This window comes from Kitasatospora kazusensis (genome assembly GCF_039529945.1).
GTDB lineage: Bacteria > Actinomycetota > Actinomycetes > Streptomycetales > Streptomycetaceae > Kitasatospora > Kitasatospora kazusensis.
Genome location: NZ_BAAANT010000063.1, coordinates 1 through 19587, shown reverse-complemented (window position 1 = coordinate 19587; position 19587 = coordinate 1). Strand labels below are relative to the sequence as shown.

Sequence of the window (19587 nt, the reverse complement as noted above, 5' to 3'; positions counted from 1 at the left end):
CGCTGCGGAGGCGGCGGCTGCACCCCCGGGAGGATGTCACACCATGAACCAGAAGACCGCAGTGGCCGGACAGGCCCCAGGGGCCAGGACCACGCGCAGGCGGCGGATGGCGGCGGTGGCGGGGCTGCTGCTCGCCGCCGGGGCGGTCAGCGCGTGCGGCTCCGGTGGCGGCTCGACGGGCGCGAGCGCCTCGATGAGCACTGCGCCGGCCTCCGCCAGTCCGTCGGCCGGGGCTTCGACGAGCCCTTCGGCGAGCCCCTCGACGGGTGCGGGCTCCTCCCCGTCCGTCGGCGGCGGCGCGTCCGTCGGCCCCGCGCCGAGCTCCTCGCCGACCAACCCGGGCATCGCCAGCGGCGAGCCCGCGCCCGTCAAGCTCCCGGCCATCGGCTACCAGACCCAGGGCGACATGCTCACCGTCTACTTCTACGGCGGCACCTGCGACACGTACGGCCTGAAGACGGACGAGTCGAAGGCCGGCGAGGTGGACGTCCGGGTGGTGATCGCCCAGCCGGCGCCGCGGGGCCGGGAGTGCCCCGCGCTGGTCAAGAAGAACGCGGTGAGCGCCCAGCTCGGCCACCCGCTGGCGGGCCGCAAGGTGGTCGACCTGGCGACCGGCCAGGAGGTCCCGAACGACCCGGGTCCGGTCGGCGGCCCGCAGTAAGCGGATCCGGCCGGTCCGGCCGCAGGAGTCGGACCCCGTCCGCAGGAGTCGGACCAGCGGCGGACCGGCCGAGGACCGGCTGTGGATATGACGGCGGGCCCCGGGATCACCCGGGGCCCGCCGTCACCATGCCGTCCGGCCGGGACTAGCTGAAGCTGTCGCCGCAGGCGCAGGAGCCGGTCGCGTTCGGGTTGTCGATCGTGAAGCCCTGCTTCTCGATGGTGTCGACGAAGTCCACCGTCGCACCGCCGAGGTAGGGGGCGCTCATCCGGTCGGTGACGACCTTGACGCCGTTGAAGTCCTTGAGCACGTCGCCGTCGAGCGAACGCTCGTCGAAGAAGAGCTGGTAGCGCAGGCCCGAGCAGCCACCCGGCTGAACCGCCACACGCAGCGCGAGGTCGTCGCGCCCTTCCTGCTCCAGCAGGCCCTTCACCTTGGCCGCGGCGGCATCGGTAAGGAGCAGACCACTCTCGACGGTGGTCTTCTCGTCCTGGACGGTCATCTGCTTACTCCCGGTCTTTGACGACGATCTGCCGCCAGTGCCAACCAGCGGCCGCCCGGATTCATTTCCGGACGGTGATTCTGGTGTTTTCGCAAAGGAGCGGTGGCGTTCCACGCGCACTCGCCCACGCACCCATGCTCGCACACCCGAAGGCACCGGTCACCGCCCGATCGGCCAAAGCACCCCGCCGGGCCGGTCCGGGAGACCAGGATGGAGGGCATGCTCATTCGCCAACTCCAGGACACCGCAGCGGATGCCGAGGCCGTCCGGGCCATCGCCGCGAGCGCGTTCCACGCCACCGAGGGGATGGCCCCGGACACCCCCGCGGGCGCCCCCGCCGCCCGGGCGCAGCGGCTGGCCGGGACCAGGCACCTGGTGCGGACCGATCCGGGCGGCTGCTGGATCGCCGAACAGGGCGGTACGGCCGTCGGGGCGGCGCTCTCGATGCGGCGCGAGGGGGTCTGGATCCTCGCGCTGTTCGCCGTACTGCCGAGCGCCAGAGGCGAGGACGCGGGCCGGCTGCTGCTGGAGCGGGCGGCGGAGCACGGCCGGGGCTGCCTGCGCGGGCTGCTCTGCGCCTCCCCCTCGCCGGCGGCCGCCCGGCGCTACCGGCAGGCCGGGTTCACGCTGCACCCGGCCATGCGGCTGACCGGCACGGTGGACCGCTCCGGGCTGCTGGACCCGGGCGACATCCCGGTGCACCCCGGCAGCGCCGTCCACACCCACCTGCTGGACTCGGTGGACCGGCGGACCAGGGGCTCCGCCCACGGCCCCGACCACGCCTTCATGCTCGCCCACTACGACGAGCTGCTGATCGCCGACAGCCTGGCCGGCAGCGGCTACTGCTACCGCGACGGCGGCGCCGTCCGGCTGCTCGCCGCCACCTCCAAGCGGATCGCCACCCGGCTGCTCCGGGAGGCGCTGGCCCGGGTGCCCGACGGTGAGGAAGCTCTCGTCGAGTTCCTCACCGCCGAGCAGGAGTGGGCCGTGGACGTCGGCCTGGAGGTCGGCCTCAGCCTGGACACCCGGGGCTACCTCGCCGTCCGGGGGATGCGGCCGCCTGCGCCGTACCTCCCGAACGGGGCTTTCCTCTAGGAAGGTGAACCCAGGGGCGCGGGGAACCCTCAGGCCATGGTGGCGAGGATCTCGCGGACCATGTCCATCGTGGTGCCCGGGTGGAGGAAGGCGAAGCGGGCGACGGTCTCACCGTCCCAGCCGGTCGGGGTGACGAAGCCGATCTGGTCGGCGAGCAGCTGCTGGGACCAGCGGTAGTAGTCGTCGTTGGTCCAGCCGGTGCGGCGGAAGCAGACCGCGGAGAGCTGCGGGTCCATCAGCAGCTCCAGGTGCTCGGTCTCCTCGATCAGCTTCGCGGTGTCGCGGGCCAGGGTGAGGCCCTCCTCGATCGCGTCCGTGTAGGCCTGGGTGCCGTGCACCGCGAGCGAGAACCAGAGCGGGAGGCCGCGGGCGCGGCGGGTGAGGTGGTAGGCGTAGTCGGTGGGGTTCCACTCGTCGCCCTCGGTGTGCAGGACGTCCAGGTACGAGGCGTCCTGGGTGTGCACGGCGCGGGCCAGCTGCGGGTTGCGGTAGAGCAGCGCGGCGCAGTCGAACGGCGCGAACAGCCACTTGTGCGGGTCCACCACGAACGAGTCGGCGTGCTCGATGCCGTTGTAGCGCTCGCGGACGGAGGGGGCGAAGAGCCCGGCGCCGCCGTACGCGCCGTCCACGTGGAACCACATGCCGCGCTCGCGGGTGACCTCCGACAGACCCTGGAGGTCGTCGATGATGCCCTCGTTGGTGGTGCCGGCCGTGCCGACCACCGCGATCACAGTCTCGGGGTTGGGGTCGGCGGCCAGCGCGGCGCGCAGGGCCTCGCCGGTGAAGCGGCGGTCGACGGTCGGCACCTTGAACGCCTCGACACCGATGATGTTGAAGGTGTTCTTGACGGACGAGTGCACCTGGTCGGCGACGGCCACCCGCAGCCGGGCCTCCGGACCGACGCCCAGCCTGCGGCGGGCGGTGTCACGGGCGACGACCAGGGCGGAGAGGTTGCCGGCCGAACCGCCGGAGACGAAGGTGCCGCCGGCCGACTCGGGCAGGCCCGCGCGGTCGGCGATCAGCCGCAGCACCTGGTTCTCGGCGGCGATCGCGCCGGCCGCCTCCAGCCAGGAGATGCCCTGGAGCGAGGCGCAGGAGACCACCATGTCGAAGAGCAGCGCGGCCTTGGTCGGGGCGCAGGGTATGAACGACAGGTAGCGCGGGCTGTCGGCGGAGATCACCGCGCGGGAGAGCTCGTGGTCGTAGAGCTTCAGCACGTCGGCGGGGTTGTTGCCGTGCTCGTTCAGCAGCCCGGCCAGGTGGCTGCGCAGGTGCTCGCCGTCGCCGGGGTGGTCGAGCGGCACCGGGTCGTACTGGAGCCGCTCGCGCATGTAGTCGAACACCAGGTCGACCAGCTCCGCGTCGGGTCGGTGCATGCGGTTGGGGGCTGCAGACACGAGGGTGCCTCTCGCTGTGGGGGTGGCAGGGGGAGGCCGGGGGCTGCTGAGAACCTGCCGGACATGATCAGCGTAGGCAGCGGACCCACCCGAGCGCGCGTCGGAACCCGGCCGGTCGGGCAGCTTTCGAGCGCGTTCGACGGCTGTCGCGCAGGTTTCCTGCGTGGCAGCTGTGCAGCTCGCTCCCGGGTGCGCTCTCCCGGGGCCCGGGAAGCCCCGCGGGGCGGATGGTGCGGCGCCGTCCCTCCCGGTTTCGCGCAGTTCCCCGCGCCCCCAGGGGAAACCCACGCGCACAAGGACAACCACAGACAGGGGCGCGAGGGGCTGCGCGAAGCGGATGGTGCGGCGCCGTCGCTCCCGGACTCGCGCAGTTCCCCGCGCCCCCAGGGAAAACCCATACGCACAAGGACAACCACAGACAGGGCCGGGTCAGCCGATCAGGCGGGAGAGGACGACCGAACTGCGGCTGCGCTGCACGCCGGGTTCCTTGCGGATGCGCTCGATGACGGCTTCCAGGTGGCGGGTGTCGGCGGCCCGCAGGTGGACGAGGGCGTCGGGGTCGCCGGTGACCGTCCAGGCGGCGACCACCTCGGGGAACTGGCGGAGGCTGGCGAGGATCTCCTCGGGGGCGGTGCGTTCGCGGCAGTAGACCTCGACGAACGCCTCGGTCTGCCAGCCGAGCGCGCCCGGGTCGAGCACCACGGTGAAGCCCCGCACCACGCCCCGGGCCCGCAGCCGGTCGATCCGGCGGCGGACCGCCGTCGCGGAGAGGTTGGCGAGCAGCCCGATCTCGGCGTACGAGGCGCGGCCGTCCCGGCTCAGGTGGGCGAGGAGCAGGCGGTCCGTCTCGTCCACGAAGACGCCGCCCGGCTCTACTGGCGCTCTACTCGTGCTCATCGGTGCGGGGCTCCACTGCTGGTACTGACAGGTGGGGGGCGGCGGCCGTCGCAGAAACGACACACCGCCCCCATTCTGGCGAAGATTCCCGGTCAGTCCACCAGCAGGACGATCTTCCCCCTGGTCCGGCCCTCGGCGTTGAGCGCCTGGGCACTGGCGGCCTGGGCCAGCGGGAAGGTCGAGGCGACCGGCACCGTGAGCTTTCCCTCATCGGCGAGCCGGCCGAGCTCGGTCAGGTCGGCGGCGTCCGGACGGACGAACAGGTAGTGCCCGCCCAGCGCGACCACCCCGTAGTCCGTGATCGAGGCGATCCGGCGCGGGTCGGCGACCAGCTCGGCGGAGACGCCGACGGCGCCGCCGCCGACCAGGTCGAACGCCGCGTCCACCCCGTCCGGCGCGAGCGCCCGGACCCGGTCGGCCAGCCCCTCGCCGTACGTGACCGGCTCGGCGCCGAGTTCGCGCAGGTAGGCGTGGTTGCGCTCACTGGCGGTGCCGATCACCCGGGCGCCGAGCGCCTTGGCGATCTGGACGGCGAGGGTGCCGACACCGCCGGCGGCGGCGTGGATCAGCACGGTCTCCCCCGCCTTCACCCGCAGCGCCTTGACCAGCCCCTGGTAGGCGGTCAGCCCGGCCAGCGGCAGCCCGCCCGCCGCCGCCCAGTCCAGGGCGGCGGGCTTCCGTGCGAGAGTGCGTACCGGGGCGGAGACCAGTTCGGCGTAGGTGCCGTGCTCGACCGCGTCCTTGCGGACGTAGCCGATCACCTCGTCGCCGGGCTCGAACTCGGTGACGGCCCCGCCGACCGCCTGGACCACGCCGGCCACGTCCCAGCCCATGATCAGCGGGAAGTGGACGTCCAGGACGCCGTCCAGGTGCCCGTCCCGGATCTTCCAGTCCACCGGGTTCACCCCGGCGGCCCTGACCCGCACCAGCACGGAGTCGGGACCGACCTTCGGATCGGGGAGTTCGAGGTACTCGACGACCTCGGGGCCGCCGTACTGCTTGATCGCGATTGCCTTCATGCGTCCAGCTAACGCACACTGCTCCGGCCCGCGTCCCGACACGCTCGGGATGAGTCCGTCCTGGTGAGCGGTTCTGATCACATCGACAGGTTGGACATCGTCAGAGTGACGCGAACGGGTTATGATAGATAGCGTCAGATAGACGAAAAGGCTGCTCGACTCGGCCGGCCGCACAGGAGGGCACTCGCCCGTGACCACCACCACCGACACCTACGGGATCGACCCCACTCCGACCCCGCTGGCTCTGCTGCTGCTCGGCCGCGAGGCCGACCCGAACAGCGAGCGCGGCGTCGAGTGCCCGGGCGACCTGCCCGCAGCGTCCGACCCCGACCTCGTCGAGCGCGCCCGCGCCGCCAAGGCCGCCCTCGGCGACCGGGTCTTCATCCTGGGCCACCACTACCAACGTGACGAGGTCATCGAGTTCGCCGACGTGACCGGCGACTCGTTCAAGCTGGCCCGGGACGCCGCCGCCCGCCCGGAGGCCGAGTTCATCGTCTTCTGCGGCGTGCACTTCATGGCGGAGTCGGCCGACATCCTCACCGGCAGCGCCCAGCAGGTCATCCTGCCGGACCTCGCGGCCGGCTGTTCGATGGCCGACATGGCCACCGCCGAGCAGGTCGCCGAGTGCTGGGACGTGCTCACCGACGCGGGCATAGCCGACGTCACCGTCCCGGTCTCGTACATGAACTCCTCGGCCGACATCAAGGCGTTCACCGGCAAGCACGGCGGCACCATCTGCACCTCCTCCAACGCCCAGCGGGCCCTGGAGTGGGCGTACGAGCAGGGAGAGAAGGTGCTCTTCCTGCCGGACCAGCACCTCGGCCGCAACACCGCCGTCCGCGACATGGGCCTCTCGCTGGACGACTGCGTGCTCTACAACCCGCACAAGCCGAACGGCGGGCTGACCACCGAGCAGCTGCGGAACGCCAAGATCATCCTCTGGCGCGGCCACTGCTCGGTGCACGGCCGGTTCTCGGTCGACTCGGTCAACGACGTCCGCGCCCGGATCCCCGGCGTCAACGTGCTGGTGCACCCCGAGTGCAAGCACGAGGTGGTCTCGGCCGCGGACATGGTGGGCTCGACCGAGTACATCATCAAGGCGCTGGACGCCGCCGAGCCCGGCTCCAAGTGGGCCATCGGCACCGAGCTCAACCTCGTCCGCCGGCTCGCCAAGGCGCACCCCGACAAGGAGGTCGTCTTCCTGGACCGGGCGGTCTGCTTCTGCTCGACCATGAACCGGATCGACCTCCCGCACCTGGTCTGGACGCTGGAGTCGCTGGTCGAGGGCCGGGTGCCGAACGTGATCACGGTGGACGCCGAGACCGAGAAGTACGCGAAGGCGGCGCTGGACCGGATGCTCGCGCTGCCGTAGGCGGCAGCGGACGCGCGAGGACACCGCGCACACGTGGAAGGGCGGGCCCCCGAGGGAGCCCGCCCTTCCACGTGTGCGCGGTGCGGAGCTGCGCGGTACTGCGGTGCTACTCGGCGTAGCCGGGGATGATGCCCTCGCCAGGACCGAGGAGCATCTCCCTGACCTCGTCGATCGTCGCCTCGGCATCCGGCAGGATCAGGTCCGACGGCTCCAGGGAGTCGTCGGGCAACGGGGTGCCCAGTTCCTTGACCGCGCCCAGCAGTGTGCCGAGGGCGGCCCTGAACTGCTGTTCGTCCCCGGCCTCCAGCGCGGTGAGCAGCTCGTCGTCGAGCTGGTTGAGCCGGTTCAGGTGGTCGTCGTCCACCTGGTACTGCCCCTCACCCATGACCCGCATGATCATGCCGGTGTCTCTCCCTGCTCTCGGAAGCGCTGCTTACTTGTTGTAGTTGATCGTCGGGGGCTTGTCCTGCTTGCCCTGCTCGATCGCCGGGGTGGGCGCGGCCGAGCCGCCGGTGAGCTCGGCCTTCATCCGGGCCAGCTCCAGCTCGACGTCGGAACCGCCGGCCACCCGGTCCAGCTCCGCCTCGATGTCGTCCTTGCGGCCGAGCCCGCTGCTGTCGTCGAGCGCGCCGGAGGCGAGCAGCTCGTCGATCGCACCGGCCCGCGCCTGCATCTGGGCCGTCTTGTCCTCGGCCCGCTGGATCGCCAGGCCCACGTCGCCCATCTCCTCCGAGATCCCGGAGAAGGACTCCGCGATCCGGGTCTGCGCCTGGGCGGCGGTGTAGGTGGCCTTGATGGTCTCCTTCTTGGTGCGGAAGGCGTCCACCTTGGCCTGCAGCCGCTGGGAGGCGAGCGTGAGCTTCTCCTCCTCGGCCTGGAGCTGCTGGTACTGCGCCTCCAGGTCGGTGATCTGGGACTGCATGTTGCCCTTGCGGGTCAGAGCCTCGCGGGCCAGGTCCTCACGGCCCAGCGAGAGCGCCTTGCGGCCCTGGTCCTCGTACTTGGCGGACTGCTGCTGCAGCTGCGTCAGCTGGAGCTCCAACCGCTTGCGCGAGGTGGCCACGTCGGCGACGCCCCTACGGACCTTCTGCAGCAGTTCGAGCTGCTTCTGGTAGGAGTAGTCGAGCGTCTCTCGCGGGTCCTCCGCACGATCCAGGGCCTTGTTCGCCTTGGAGCGGAAGATCAGCCCCATACGCTTCATGATTCCGTCGCTCATGGGCCTCGGGTGCCCCCTTCTCGGGCCTGCGGTTCGTCTCGTGCTGACATGACTGAGTGTATGTGCAGCGAGAGGCTCGCCGCAGTGCACCTGCCTGCAACAAGAGTGCTACATCCACCGGCGCCCCGGCATCGTCCCAAGGGTGGATACCCGGACCGACCATGATCCACCGGAGGGAGGGCAGGCCCGTAGGGGACAGGCCGGGCATCGATACCTGTTCGGTGTGGACTGCACGGCCGGAACGCCGGACCCACCACGTACGCTGGGGGTGTGTTCCGACGCCGCTCAGATGATGCCTCCTCCGCCGCCACCGCGCTGGCCGAGCAGGACGAAACGACCCAGTCCCGCGACCCGCAGGCCAAGAAGGGCCGGCCCACGCCCAAGCGCAGCGAGGCCGAGGCCAATCGCCGCACCAAGGTGACGGTGCCCAAGGACCGCAAGGAAGCCGCGAAGCAGTCCCGCGAGCGCATGCGCTCGGAGCGGGAGAAGCAGCGCACCGCGCTGATCGCGGGCGACGAGCGCTACCTGCCGCCGCGCGACAAGGGCCCGGTCCGCAGGTTCGCCCGTGACTACGTGGACTCCCGCTGGTCGCTGGCCGAGTTCTTCCTGCCGTACGCCGTGCTGGTGCTGATCCTCAGCATCGTCCGCGTGCCCGTGCTGCAGCTGCTCTCCACCGTGCTCTTCCTGATCTTCTTCGTGCTGGTGGTCGCCGACTTCTTCCGCCTGGGCCTCGGCCTGCGCAAGTCGCTCGCCGCCAGGTTCCCGGGCCAGAGCACCCGTGGCGCGGTCTCCTACGGGCTGATGCGCACCCTGCAGATGCGGCGGCTGCGGCTGCCGAAGCCGCAGGTGAAGCGGGGCGAGCGACCCTGACGGCCGAGCCTGTCCCGCCGCAGTCGTACTGGGCGGGGCCGTCCTGGACGGCCCCGCCCGTGCCTTCGTACCCGCCCGCGTACGCACCATTCCAGGAGCAGCCCGGCCTGTACGCGCTGCCCGGACAGGGCGGCGGTACGCACGACCGGCTGCCCGCCCGTGGCGGGTCGTACCCGGCCGGGTCGTGGCTGGAGCGGCAGGGCGGGCTGCGCAACCTCGTCCGCCAGGAGCTGGTGGCCCGGCAGCTCGCCGAGCAGCTGGCCGGGCGGACCGGCCTGCGGGTCCTCGACGTGGGCTGCGGCCAGGGCACCCAGGCCCTGCGGCTGGCCCGGGCCGGACAGCTCGTCACCGGGCTGGACGCGGACCCGGTGATGCTCGGCACCGCCCAGGCGGCGCTGGCGGCCGAGCCGCCCGAGGTCCGCGAACGCGTCCGGCTGCTGAGCGGGGACGGGCACCAGTGCGGGCGCTGGTTCGGACCGCGCAGCTTCGACGTGGTGCTCTGCCACGGCGTGCTGATGTACCTGCCCGACCCGGACCCGATGCTCGCCTCACTGGCCCGGATGCTGGCGCCCGGCGGACTGCTCTCGCTGCTGGTCCGCAACGCCGACGCCCTCGCCATGCAGCCCGGACTCGCGGGTGACTGGCGCACCGCGCTCGGCGCCTTCGACAGCTCCCGCTTCACCGACCACCACGGCCTGCCCGCCCGCGCCGACCGGCTCGACGACCTGTCGGTGACCCTGGGCGAGATCTCCGTCCCGCTGCGGCGCTGGTACGGCGTCCGGGTCTTCACCGACAACACCCCGGACGACGACGCCCCCGTGGACGGCCGCCAACTCGCCCAGCTGCTGGACGCGGAGGAACGCGCCGGACAGCAGGACCCGTACCGGCGGGTGGCGGCGCTACTGCACGTCTTCGGAGCGAAGTAGCCTCCGGCCCGGTCCAGGATCGGGTTCCTACGGGGGCGCGGGGAACTGCGCGACCAGGGCACGACGGAGGTGCACGGTTGCGCGCGCAGTTCCCCGCGCCCCTGTTGTGGTTGTCCTGAGCGCGCAGAGTGCCGGTTGCTCAGCCCTCGTGCAGGCTCATGGTGTAGACGGCCTTGCCGTCCTCCAGCAGGACGGCGCGGTCGATGCCGCCCTCCAGCAGTTCCTTCCAGTTCTCGCCGATCCACGACTCGGCGTCGCCCTGGCCCGGGAACTCCTCCTGGCCGCCGGGCGGGGTGACCAGGGTGCCGTCCGCCGTCTCGTACCGCCACGTCCACACCATGCCTGGCTCCTCCCGATGACCTCGCTGTCGTGCGAAGGGTAGCGTGCCCACCCCCGGCCGCCCCATGCCTGAGCGGGACGGGCGGTCGGGCAGGATGAGGGCCATGGCACTCCCCCGCACCCTGATCCTCGGCGGCGCCCGCTCCGGCAAGTCCACCCGGGCCGAGCAGCTGTTCGCCGGCCACGACGACGTGCTGTACGTGGCCACCAGCGGCACCCGTGAGGGCGACCCGGAGTGGGCGCAGCGCGTCGACCTGCACCGGGAACGGCGTCCGGCGAGCTGGCGGACGGCGGAGACCTGCGACCTGGTGGCGGTGCTGGACGACCGGTCGGACCCGGCGCCCGTCCTGATCGACTGCCTCGCGCTCTGGCTGACCACCGTGATGGACGAGTGCGGCGCCTGGGACGACGCGGTCTGGGCGGCGGACGGCGAGCGGGCGGTCCAGCGGCGCTGCGACGGGCTGGCCGAGGCGTGGCGGCTGACGCGGCGCCAGGTCGTCGCCGTCAGCAACGAGGTCGGGATGGGCGTCGTCCCGGCCACCGCGGCGGGCCGCCGCTTCCGGGACACCCTCGGGCGGCTGAACATGGCCGTGGCGGAGGCCTCCGAGCGTGTACTGCTGGTGGTTGCCGGGCAGGTGCTGACCATCAAACCCCCATCCGTGTAGCCTCTCGACCGATGGACACCACCGTGGATCTCGATACCTTCTCCTCCCTCGTGGAGCGCCCCGACGAGAGCGCCCGCCGGGCCGCCGAGGAGCGCTGGCAGCGGCTGGACAAGCCGCCCGCCGGCCTCGGTCGGTTGGAGGAGCTCGGCAGCTGGCTGGCCTCCGTCCAGGGCGCCTCGCCGGTGCGACCGCTGAACGCCGCCAAGGTGGTGCTGTTCGCGGGCGACCACGGGGTCGCCGCACTCGGGGTCTCCCGCCCGACCGCCGCGCGCACCGCACAGCGGGTGCAGGCGGTGCTCGACGGCACCGCCCCCGTCGCCGTGCTGGCCCGGCGCTACGGCGCCGACGTGCGGGTGGTCGACCTCGCGGTCGACGCCGACCCGGCGGAGTTCCCGGCCGAGGTGACGCAGCACCGGGTGCGGCGGGGTTCCGGCCGGATCGACGTCGAGGACGCGCTGACCCCGGAGGAGACCGTCCGCGCCTTCCGGGCCGGGATCGCGGTCGCCGACGAGGAGGCCGACTCCGGGACGGACGTGATCGTCCTCGGCGACCTGGGCGCCGGCTCGACCACCGTCGCCGCCGTGCTGGTCGGCGCGCTCTGCGGCACCGACGCGGCGGCCGTCACCGGTCGCGGCTCGGGGATCGACGACCACGTCTGGATGGTCAAGTGCTCGGCCGTCCGCGACGCGCTGCGCCGGGCCCGCCCGGTCCTCGGCGACCAGCTCGCGCTGCTCGGCACCGTCGGCGGCGCGGACTTCGCCGCGATCACCGGCTTCCTGCTCCAGGCCGCCGCGCGCAAGCTGCCGGTGGTGCTGGACGGCGCCGTGTCGGCGGCCTGCGCGCTGGTCGCCCAGCGGATCGCCTTCCGGGCGCCGGAGTGGTGGCGGGCGGGCCAGTCGAGTGGTGAGCCGGCCCAGGCGAAGGCGTACGACCGGCTGACGCTGACTCCGTTGCAGAGCCTGGAGGTCTCGACGGGCGAGGGCGTCGGCGCGCTGCTGGCGCTGCCGCTGCTCCAGGCCGCCTCGGACACCCTGGCCGACCCCGCCGACACGCTGCTGGTCACCAAGGTGACCCGGGCGCCGCAGGAACAGCCTCCGCTGCCCAGCGCGGCGGAGCTGCTGGGCCGGGTCTGACCCCTTGCGGACAGGCATACACGGGCTGCGGTTCGCGTTCGGGACGCTGTCCGTGCTGCGGGTGCGGGTGGAACGGTGGGACCGCCCGACGGCGGGGCGGGCGATGCTGTGCGCGCCGCTGGTCGGGCTGGTGCTGGGCGCGGCCGCGGCCGGTGCGGGTGCGCTGGCCGCGTGGCGCGGCGGCGGGCTGCTCGGGGCGGTGGCGGCGCTGTCGGTGCTGGCCGGGCTCACCCGGGGGCTGCACCTGGACGGTCTGGCGGACGTCGCGGACGGCCTGGGCAGCGGGAAGCCCGCCGAGGACGCGCTGCGGATCATGAAGCAGTCGGACATCGGGCCGTTCGGCGTGCTGACACTGGTACTGGTGCTGCTGGCTCAGACCGCCGCGCTGGCCGGTCAGTTCGACGTCTCCCCCTGGCGCGGCGCGCTGGCCGTGCTGACGGCCGCAGTGACGGCCCGCTGCGCGCTCGCCTGGGGGTGCCTGCGGTCCGTCCCCGCCGCCCGGCCCGGCGGGCTGGGGGCGATGGTGGCGGGCACGGTACCCCTGGCCGGGGCGCTGGCCGTGACGGCCGTGTCGGCACTGGCGCTGGCCGCCACCTCGGATCCGCTGCCGCCGGTCGCCGTCGTGGTCGGCACCTGTTGCGCGGGGCTCCTGCTGCGGCGCTGCGTACGGCGCTTCGACGGCATCACCGGCGACGTCCTCGGCGCGATGGCCGAAACGGCGGCGACGGCGGCCCTCGTCCTCCTCGCGATCGCCTGACCCGGTCTCCCCGCACCCCCGAGGGGTCGCCCCCCGGCCCGCGGAGCGTGCCGCCCGGCGGGCCGGCGTCGGCTCGTAGACTGACGGTCGATCTTGAGGGGGACTCCGGATGCAGGACACGGACGACTGGTTGCCGCCGCTCCGGGCCGGGCGGCAGGCTGCCGGGCGCGCGCTGCTGAGTTGGCTGGACGATACCCGGGCGCCGCGGTTGTGCCGGGTGTCCGGGGCACCGGGCAGCGGGAAGACGGAGTTGGTCGCCTGGCTGGCCACCGTCTGTACGTCGCCCGGCGGCCGGGCCGGGCGGCAGGCAGCGGCCGTGCTCTCCGCGGCGGGACTGAGCCTGGACGGCGCGGTGTGGCGGCTGGCACTGCGGCTGGGGGTGGCCGCCCGGACGGCGGCCGAGCTGCTGGCCGAGCTGGCCGCCGACGACCGGCCGCTGCTGCTGGCGTTCTGGGACCTCGACCGGGCCGCCGAGCCCGAGCGGATCGCCGCCGAGCTGCTGGACCCGCTGCTCGCCCTGCCGCAGGTGCGGGCCGTCCTGGAGGCCGTGACCCGTCCCGCCGCAGCAGGACCGGAGGCCGTCCTCGACCTGGACGAGTCCGAGTGGACCGACCCCGAGCGGTTCGCCCGCTGGTACCGGCGCCTCGCGGCCGGCTCGCCGTTCACGGCGCAGGAGGTGTACCCCAACCCCCGGCTCGCCCGGCTCGCCGCCCTCGTCCCGGCCGGTACCGACCCGTCGGCCGGGGTGGCCGCCGCCTGGTGGTCGGCGGTGCCGGCCGGCCTGCGGCCCGCCTTCCGGGCCCTCGCGGCGGCCGACCGGCCGCTCGGCGCCGAGGAGTGGGCGCTGCTCACCGAGCCGGACGCGGCCCGCCGGGCCGGGGAGCTGCTGCCGCCCGACTCCCCCGCCGGGGACACCTGGTGGCTGCCGGCCGGGCCGCTGCGCGAGGCCGTCACCGCCGGGGCGCCCGAGCCCGACCACGACGCGCTGGTCCGCGCGCTGGGCGCAGGCGTCCCGCGGGCCGCCGACGGCGGCCTCGACCTGACGAAGTCGGACCCGGATCTGCTGGGCCTGATCCTGCGTCACTCGGTGAGGTCCGGCAGTGCGGCGGCCCTGCTGGAGGATCCGCGCTACCTCGCCCACGCCGATCCGGTGGCCGTCACCGCGGCCTTCGCCGCCCACCCGGGGAGCCGGCTCGCCGGTGCCTGGCGGGCCGCCGGGCCCGCCCTGCTCGACGAGCCCGACCCGCTCGTCCGGTCCGCCCTGCTGCACTCCCGGCTGCTGGGCCACGACCCGGCCGCGGCGACGGCGTTGGGCGACCCCGGCGGGCCGGGCTGGCGGGCCGACTGGGCGGTCTGGGTGCCCGAGGCCCAACCCCCGCTGCTCGCCGCCGCACTGAGCAGCAGTCAGTACGGCGGGCACGTACTGTTCGTGGACGCCGCCGGTGCGCTGCGCGCCGCCGAGTTGACGACCGGTCAGGTCTCGGAGGTGCCCGCCCACCCCGCGCCCGCGCAGCTCCGCTCGCTGGCGGCGCTGCCGGACGGCACGGTGGCGGCGCTGGACGCGTCCGGGCATCCACAGCTCCTGCTCGGCGCCGCGCTGCCGGTGCTGCCCCGGTTCGCCGACGCCGAGCTGAGTGCGCTCAGCCCGCTGCCCGCCGTGGGCGACACCGCCGGCCGGGTGCACTGGCTGCCGGAGGGGGCGGCCGAGCAGCTGCACAGCGGCCCGGTCACGGCGCTGGACGCGACCGTGCTGGCCGCCACCGGCGAACCGCTGCTGCTCAGCGGCGATCTCGACGGCCGGGTGCGGTTCTGGAAGCCGGGCTCCGAGCCGCTGCCGCAGCCGGTCGACCGCCGCGACAACCCGGTCGTCGCCGTCGCCGTGGCGGACGGGCCGCAGGGCGTCGTGCTCGCCTCCGCCTGGGCCGACGGCACCGTGCGGATCCGCTGCCTGCGGGACGCGGAGGCCATCACCGACCTGCGGCCGGGCTCCCCCGTCCGGTCGGTCCTGGTCGACTCCGGCGGCCGGGTCGTCCTGCTGCTGCCCGACGGCGTGCTCGCCCTCACCCTCGGCTCCCGGCCGCGCCTGGGACGGGACGTACCCACGGGCGGGGGCGGCTACTTCTCGGCCGCCGCACCCTTCACCACCCGGCCGGCCGGGGCGGGCGGCGCCGAACCACCGCCCGCCGGACCGCCGCTGACCGACGCGCTGCGGGCGGCCGCCCGGCGCCGCCCGGGCACGTGGCTGTACGCGGTCGATCCCGGCTTCGACCCCCGGCAGGAGGTGCCCGCCCACGGGGTGGCCGGGGCCTGGCAGGTCGGCCAGCAGGGCGCGGTCGTCCGTTTCGTCCCCAACCCGGCCCACCGCCCGGCCGGGTGAGCCGCCCGGCGGGCCCGCCCGGCCCGGCCTGACGGCCCCTCGTCCGCCGTCCCGGGCGGGGTGGCGGCGGCCGGGCGGCGGGGTGCGGGCGGGATCGGGACCGCAGGCGCTACGGCGCGATCCCAGCATGCGGACTACCATGCGGGGAGCACCGTAGCCCTGCGCCCGTTCCGGCGGATCACGCCGGGGTTACGCCGATACGGCATCGGCGCCGTATCCGGCCGTGGACCGCGAAAGAACAGGACGCATTTACGTGACTGCATTGTCTGTGAGCACCTCCTCCGCCGCCTCGCTGCGCGCGGACGCGCTCGTGATCGGCGTCGCCAAGGGCCCGAAGGGTCTGCTGCTGGCTCCCGGCTCCGAAGCCGTGGCTGAGGCGTTCGAGGGCAAGCTGGCCGAGGTCCTCGCCACCCTGGGCGCGACCGGCGCCGAGGGCGAGGCCGTCAAGGTGCCCGCCGCCCCCGGGCTGAAGGCCGCGCTCGTGCTGGCCGTCGGCCTCGGCGAGGCCCCCGAGGCCGGCTACGCCGACGAGACGCTCCGCCGCGCCGCGGGCGTCGCCGCCCGCACCCTGTCCGGCACCAAGAAGGCCGCGCTGGCGCTGCCGGCCGAGTCGGCCGAGCAGGCCGAGGCCGTCGCGCTGGGCGGGCTGCTCGGCTCGTACGGCTACACCGCGTACAAGGGCGAGAGCGGCAAGGCTCCGGTCGGCGAGCTCGTGCTGCTGACGGACCGCAAGGGCAGCAAGGACGCCAAGGCCGCCACCGAGCGCGCCACCGCGATCGGCGAGGAGATCAACCGCGCCCGCGACCTGGTCAACGCCGCCCCGAACGACCTCAACCCGAAGTCCTTCGCCGCGATCGCCGTCGCGGCCGGCAAGGAGCACGGCCTCAAGGTCGAGGTGCTGGACGAGAAGGCGCTGGCCAAGGGCGGCTTCGGCGGCATCCTCGGTGTCGGCAACGGCTCGGACAACCCGCCGCGCCTGGTGAAGGTGGCCTACACCCACCCGAAGGCCAAGCAGACCATCGCGCTCGTCGGCAAGGGCATCACCTACGACTCGGGCGGCATCTCGCTGAAGCCGGCCGGCCACAACGAGACCATGAAGTGCGACATGGCCGGCGCCGCCGCCGTGTTCGCCTCCGTGGTCGCGGCCAAGCGCCTCGGCCTGGCCGTCAACGTCACCGGCTGGCTCGCGCTGGCCGAGAACATGCCGTCCGGCACCGCCACCCGCCCGGGTGACGTGCTGAAGATGTACGGCGGCAAGACCGTCGAGGTGCTGAACACCGACGCCGAGGGCCGCCTGGTGCTGGCCGACGCGATCGTGCGGGCCGGCGAGGAGAACCCGGACGTCATCATCGACGTGGCGACCCTCACCGGCGCCATGGTGCTGGCGCTCGGCAACCGCATCTTCGGCGTGATGTCCAACAACGACGAGCTGCGCACCCGCCTGCACACCACCGCCGAGGCGACCGGCGAGCCGGCCTGGCCGATGCCGCTCCCGGCCGACCTGATCAAGGGCATGACCGACTCGACCATCGCGGACATCGCCAACATGGGCGACCGGATGGGCGGCGGCCTGGTGGCCGGCCTGTTCCTGAAGGAGTTCGTCTCCGAGGGCACCGACTGGGCACACCTGGACATCGCGGGCCCGGCCTTCCACGAGGGCGCGCCGTTCGGCTACACCCCCAAGGGCGGCACCGGCACCGCGATCCGCACCCTGGTCCGCTTCGCGGAGGAGACCGCCGCAGGCAAGTGATCTGCCGGTGAGCGGTAGAGGCCCGGTGCACTCCGTGTGCACCGGGCCTCTCTGCGTTCCTATTTTCTGTTACCAATCGGTAATATGACAGATCTTGAGATGCACGCCTGTTCGCCCCGGGCGAAACTTTGTTCCGTACGGTGGAACTCCACCGGTACGGGCCGGGCGGGCGCCCTCCGCCACCCGCCCGGCGCACGGCTGTGACCTGGGGGGATACCCTGACGTGCGGGGCCACCACCCCCAACTGCCCACCCCCGGGCACCCCGCCGAGGCAGCCCCGGACATCAGCCGCCACCAACAAGTGCGAAGATGTATTTCCGGCATGACTGGGCGCCTTACAAGGCTGCCCGACCGCACCGGACCGCGACCGGCCCGGCGATCCGCACCCCTTTGCATGGAGGACGTGACGTGGCGAACGACGCCAGCACCGTTTTCGACGTAGTCATTCTCGGAGGCGGAAGCGGCGGTTACGCCGCGGCGCTCCGCGCCGCTCAGCTGGGTCTGAGCGTGGCCCTGATCGAGAAGGGCGAACTGGGCGGCACCTGCCTGCACCGTGGTTGCATCCCGACCAAGGCCCTGCTGCACGCCGCCGAGGTTGCCGACGAGACCCGCGAGGCCGCCGAGTTCGGCGTGCTCGCGACCTTCCAGGGCATCGACATCAAGGGCGTCCACAAGTACAAGGACGACGTCGTCTCCGGCCTGTACAAGGGCCTGCAGGGCCTGGTGGCCTCGCGCAAGGTCCACTACATCACCGGCGAGGGCAAGCTCTCCTCGCAGACCTCGGTGGACGTGAACGGCCAGCGCATCGAGGGCCGCCACGTCATCCTGGCGACCGGCTCCGTGCCGAAGTCCCTGCCGGGCCTGAACATCGACGGCGACCGCGTGATCTCCTCGGACCACGCGCTCAAGCTCGACCGCATCCCGAAGTCGGCCGTGATCCTCGGCGGCGGCGTGATCGGTGTCGAGTTCGCGTCCGTCTGGAAGTCCTTCGGTGTCGACGTCACCATCGTCGAGGCCCTGCCGCACCTGGCCCCGCTGGAGGACGAGAACTCCTCCAAGCTGCTGGAGCGCGCCTTCCGCAAGCGCGGCATCAAGTTCGAGCTCAAGGCCCGCTTCTCCGGCGTCGAGTACACCCAGGACGGTGTGCGCGTCTCCACCGAGAACGGCAAGCAGATCGACGCCGACCTGCTGCTCGTCGCCATCGGCCGCGGCCCGGTCTCGGCCGGCCTCGGCTACGAGGAGAACGGCGTCGCGACGGACCGCGGCTACGTCCTCGTCGACGAGTACATGCGCACCAACGTGCCCACCATCTCGGCCGTCGGCGACCTCGTCCCGACCCTGCAGCTGGCGCACGTCGGCTTCGCCGAGGGCATCCTGGTCGCCGAGCGCCTGGCGGGCCTCAAGGCCGTGCCGATCGACTACGACGGCGTGCCGCGCGTGACGTACTGCAACCCCGAGGTGGCGTCGGTCGGCATCACCGAGGCCAAGGCCGTCGAGCTGTACGGCAAGGACAAGGTCGTCACCCTCAAGTACAACCTGGCGGGCAACGGCAAGAGCAAGATCCTGAAGACCGCCGGCGAGATCAAGCTCGTCCAGGTCAAGGACGGCGCCGTCGTGGGTGTCCACATGGTCGGCGCCCGCATGGGCGAGCAGGTCGGCGAAGCCCAGCTCATCTACAACTGGGAGGCGCTGCCCAGCGAGGTCGCGCAGCTCATCCACGCCCACCCCTCGCAGTCCGAGGCCCTGGGCGAGGCGCACCTGGCGCTGGCCGGCAAGCCGCTGCACGCGCACGACTGACCGTGCCGCTCACCTTCCCCCATTCCCGCACGCAAGACTTGAAGAGGAGTCGCTGAAACCATGGCGGTCTCAGTAACACTGCCCGCACTGGGCGAGAGCGTTTCCGAGGGCACGGTCACCCGCTGGCTCAAGGCCGAGGGCGAGCGCGTGGAGATCGACGAGCCGCTGCTCGAGGTCTCGACCGACAAGGTCGACACCGAGATCCCCTCGCCGGTCTCCGGCATCCTGGCCTCCATCAAGGTCGCCGAGGACGAGACGGTCGAGGTCGGCACCGAGCTGGCCGTCATCGACGACGGCTCGGGTGCTCCGGTCGCCGCTGCCGCGCCGGTCGCGGAGGCCGCCCCGGCCGCCCCCGCCCCGGTCGCCGCGCCGGCTCCGGTGGCCGCTCCGGCCCCCGTGGCCGAGGCCCCGGCCGCTCCGGCCGCCGCTGCCGCGCCCGCCGCCGACGCCACCCCGGTCCTGCTCCCCGCGCTGGGCGAGTCGGTCACCGAGGGCACCATCACCCGCTGGCTCAAGGCCGAGGGCGACACCGTCGAGGTCGACGAGCCGCTGCTGGAGGTCTCCACGGACAAGGTCGACACCGAGATCCCGTCGCCGGTCGCCGGTGTCCTGGTGAAGATCCTGGTCGCCGAGGACGAGGCCGCCGAGGTCGGCGCCCAGCTCGCGCTGATCGGCGTCGCGGGCGCGGTCGCCGCCGCTCCGGCCCCCGTGGCCGCCGCTCCGGCACCGGTGGCCGCTCCGGCCGCCCCCGCCCCGGTCGCCGCGCCGGCTCCGGTGGCCGCTCCGGCCCCCGTGGCCGCCCCGGCCCCGGTCG

19 protein-coding genes are annotated in these 19587 nt (G+C 73.4%); 12 read left to right on the top strand and 7 right to left on the bottom strand.

All coding sequences use genetic code 11. The features are described from left to right. Positions 1 to 43 precede the first annotated feature (43 nt). Positions 44 to 661: a hypothetical protein gene (locus tag ABD330_RS30005; RefSeq protein WP_344469440.1), complete on the top strand. Its 618-nt coding sequence runs from the start codon at positions 44 to 46 to the stop codon at positions 659 to 661. Positions 662 to 806: 145 nt separating this feature from the next. Here the strand turns inward: ABD330_RS30005 and erpA are convergent, their stop codons facing one another. After that, on the bottom strand, positions 807 to 1163 hold the full coding sequence (gene erpA / locus ABD330_RS30000) for an iron-sulfur cluster insertion protein ErpA (RefSeq protein ID WP_344469439.1): 357 nt from the start codon (positions 1161 to 1163) through the stop codon (positions 807 to 809). A gap of 219 nt (positions 1164 to 1382) precedes the next feature. On the opposite strand from erpA, the gene ABD330_RS29995 reads away from it, so the two are divergent. Continuing rightward, a complete protein-coding gene (locus ABD330_RS29995; protein ID WP_344469437.1) occupies positions 1383 to 2258 on the top strand; it encodes a GNAT family N-acetyltransferase in 876 nt (291 codons plus the stop codon). Between the two features lie 29 nt (positions 2259 to 2287). Here ABD330_RS29995 and ABD330_RS29990 read toward each other — a convergent pair whose 3' ends face one another. The 3 genes from ABD330_RS29990 to ABD330_RS29980 form a co-directional block, all read right to left on the bottom strand. Then, the gene (locus ABD330_RS29990; RefSeq protein WP_344469435.1) at positions 2288 to 3634 is read right to left on the bottom strand and encodes a pyridoxal phosphate-dependent decarboxylase family protein; all 1347 of its coding nucleotides are present in this window, start codon (positions 3632 to 3634) and stop codon (positions 2288 to 2290) included. Between the two features lie 450 nt (positions 3635 to 4084). Then, complete coding sequence (locus ABD330_RS29985) at positions 4085 to 4552, bottom strand: Lrp/AsnC family transcriptional regulator (RefSeq protein WP_344469433.1); 468 nt, start codon at positions 4550 to 4552, stop codon at positions 4085 to 4087. Positions 4553 to 4644: 92 nt separating this feature from the next. Further along, entirely contained in the window at positions 4645 to 5571 is a 927-nt protein-coding gene (locus tag ABD330_RS29980; protein ID WP_344469431.1) for an NADP-dependent oxidoreductase, read from the bottom strand. A gap of 190 nt (positions 5572 to 5761) precedes the next feature. On the opposite strand from ABD330_RS29980, the gene nadA reads away from it, so the two are divergent. After that, positions 5762 to 6943 (top strand): quinolinate synthase NadA, encoded by a 1182-nt coding sequence (gene nadA / locus ABD330_RS29975; RefSeq protein ID WP_344469429.1) that lies wholly within the window; start codon positions 5762 to 5764, stop codon positions 6941 to 6943. A gap of 106 nt (positions 6944 to 7049) precedes the next feature. Here nadA and pspAA read toward each other — a convergent pair whose 3' ends face one another. Continuing rightward, complete coding sequence (gene pspAA, locus ABD330_RS29970; RefSeq protein ID WP_344469427.1) at positions 7050 to 7343, bottom strand: PspA-associated protein PspAA; 294 nt, start codon at positions 7341 to 7343, stop codon at positions 7050 to 7052. Between the two features lie 33 nt (positions 7344 to 7376). Next, entirely contained in the window at positions 7377 to 8135 is a 759-nt protein-coding gene (locus tag ABD330_RS29965) for a PspA/IM30 family protein (protein ID WP_425555688.1), read from the bottom strand. 294 nt (positions 8136 to 8429) lie between these two features. On the opposite strand from ABD330_RS29965, the gene ABD330_RS29960 reads away from it, so the two are divergent. Beyond that, complete coding sequence (locus ABD330_RS29960; protein WP_344469423.1) at positions 8430 to 9029, top strand: DUF3043 domain-containing protein; 600 nt, start codon at positions 8430 to 8432, stop codon at positions 9027 to 9029. Between the two features lie 59 nt (positions 9030 to 9088). Then, positions 9089 to 9955, top strand: coding sequence for a methyltransferase domain-containing protein (locus ABD330_RS29955; RefSeq protein WP_425555687.1), 867 nt, complete (start codon positions 9089 to 9091; stop codon positions 9953 to 9955). A gap of 139 nt (positions 9956 to 10094) precedes the next feature. Here the strand turns inward: ABD330_RS29955 and ABD330_RS29950 are convergent, their stop codons facing one another. Further along, positions 10095 to 10295, bottom strand: coding sequence for a hypothetical protein (locus ABD330_RS29950; protein ID WP_344469421.1), 201 nt, complete (start codon positions 10293 to 10295; stop codon positions 10095 to 10097). 103 nt (positions 10296 to 10398) lie between these two features. Here ABD330_RS29950 and cobU point away from each other — a divergent pair, with 103 nt between their 5' ends. The 7 genes from cobU to ABD330_RS29915 all read left to right on the top strand — a co-directional run. Continuing rightward, entirely contained in the window at positions 10399 to 10959 is a 561-nt protein-coding gene (cobU, locus tag ABD330_RS29945; protein ID WP_425555686.1) for a bifunctional adenosylcobinamide kinase/adenosylcobinamide-phosphate guanylyltransferase, read from the top strand. Positions 10960 to 10970: 11 nt separating this feature from the next. After that, positions 10971 to 12092 (top strand): nicotinate-nucleotide--dimethylbenzimidazole phosphoribosyltransferase, encoded by a 1122-nt coding sequence (cobT, locus tag ABD330_RS29940; protein WP_344469419.1) that lies wholly within the window; start codon positions 10971 to 10973, stop codon positions 12090 to 12092. Positions 12093 to 12096: 4 nt separating this feature from the next. Beyond that, positions 12097 to 12849 carry an adenosylcobinamide-GDP ribazoletransferase gene (locus ABD330_RS29935; protein WP_344469417.1) on the top strand — a complete coding sequence of 251 codons (753 nt, stop codon included), beginning with the start codon at positions 12097 to 12099 and terminating at the stop codon, positions 12847 to 12849. A gap of 109 nt (positions 12850 to 12958) precedes the next feature. Beyond that, positions 12959 to 15226, top strand: a complete 2268-nt coding sequence (locus ABD330_RS29930) for a hypothetical protein (protein WP_344469415.1) — start codon at positions 12959 to 12961, stop codon at positions 15224 to 15226. A gap of 253 nt (positions 15227 to 15479) precedes the next feature. Further along, positions 15480 to 16976 carry a leucyl aminopeptidase gene (locus ABD330_RS29925; protein ID WP_344469414.1) on the top strand — a complete coding sequence of 499 codons (1497 nt, stop codon included), beginning with the start codon at positions 15480 to 15482 and terminating at the stop codon, positions 16974 to 16976. Between the two features lie 408 nt (positions 16977 to 17384). Next, the gene (lpdA, locus tag ABD330_RS29920) at positions 17385 to 18773 is read left to right on the top strand and encodes a dihydrolipoyl dehydrogenase (RefSeq protein ID WP_344469412.1); all 1389 of its coding nucleotides are present in this window, start codon (positions 17385 to 17387) and stop codon (positions 18771 to 18773) included. A 60-nt stretch (positions 18774 to 18833) separates the two neighbouring features. Beyond that, positions 18834 to 19587: biotin/lipoyl-containing protein (locus tag ABD330_RS29915; protein ID WP_344469410.1), on the top strand; the 754-nt coding region annotated here is incomplete at its 3' end.